The following is a 694-nucleotide window of genomic DNA, read 5'->3' as shown; positions in this document are numbered from 1 at the left end:
TTCGAGCTGTTGTGCGATGGTCATAAGTGCGTCTCCGTGTTGCGGCACACGCTGTGCCAGTTCGCGTACAAAACCTTCGGCGTCGGCTGTTTCGCCTGCCTGTACAATATAGTGTACCAGCGATATCACCTGTGATGAAGACAGATAGCCGGCCAGCAGAATGGGCGCCAGCCGGTCAGTCAGTTCTGCCAGGTCCCGCTGATGAATATGTTTCTGCAGCAGGGTCAGGGCGGCCATGCTGCGATGGCCGGCGACTTCATCATCAGGAATGACGGTAACGTCAACCAGCGGGAAAGCGCTGCTGTAGAGTTTGCCTGCCAGCGCCGCATCATCAAACTCATTCAGCCACCGGGTGGAGTAAGGATACGGGCTGCGTTTACCCGTATAGAACAGCACGGGTATCACCAGTGGCAACTTCTTATGGCCCGCCTCAAGGTGGCGCTGCATGGCAGCCACCGCATAACGCATCAGGCGAAAAGCCATGTGTTTATCGGGTGAAGACTGGTGCTCGATGAGCACGTGGACATAACCCTCACCGGCTGTGGTTTTCAGACTGTAGAGCACATCGCTAAAGTACTGCCTCAGGTCATCCTCGACGAACGAGCCGGATTCCAGCTTTAGCGTACTGAGGTCACAGATAGCACGCAGCTCTGCGGGCAAGTGGAGTTCCATGAAATCACGGGCGACATCCGGA

At 56.2% G+C, this 694-nt stretch carries 1 protein-coding gene; it reads right to left on the bottom strand.

Annotated elements, in window-relative coordinates; all coding sequences use genetic code 11:
- A partial coding sequence (locus tag FOV68_RS23875) for an Rpn family recombination-promoting nuclease/putative transposase (RefSeq protein ID WP_143991734.1) occupies window positions 1-694 on the bottom strand: 694 nt, incomplete at both ends.

Source organism: Pantoea sp. paga (assembly GCF_007558755.1).
GTDB lineage: Bacteria > Pseudomonadota > Gammaproteobacteria > Enterobacterales > Enterobacteriaceae > Pantoea > Pantoea agglomerans.
This window is presented reverse-complemented; position numbering and strand designations above follow the sequence as displayed.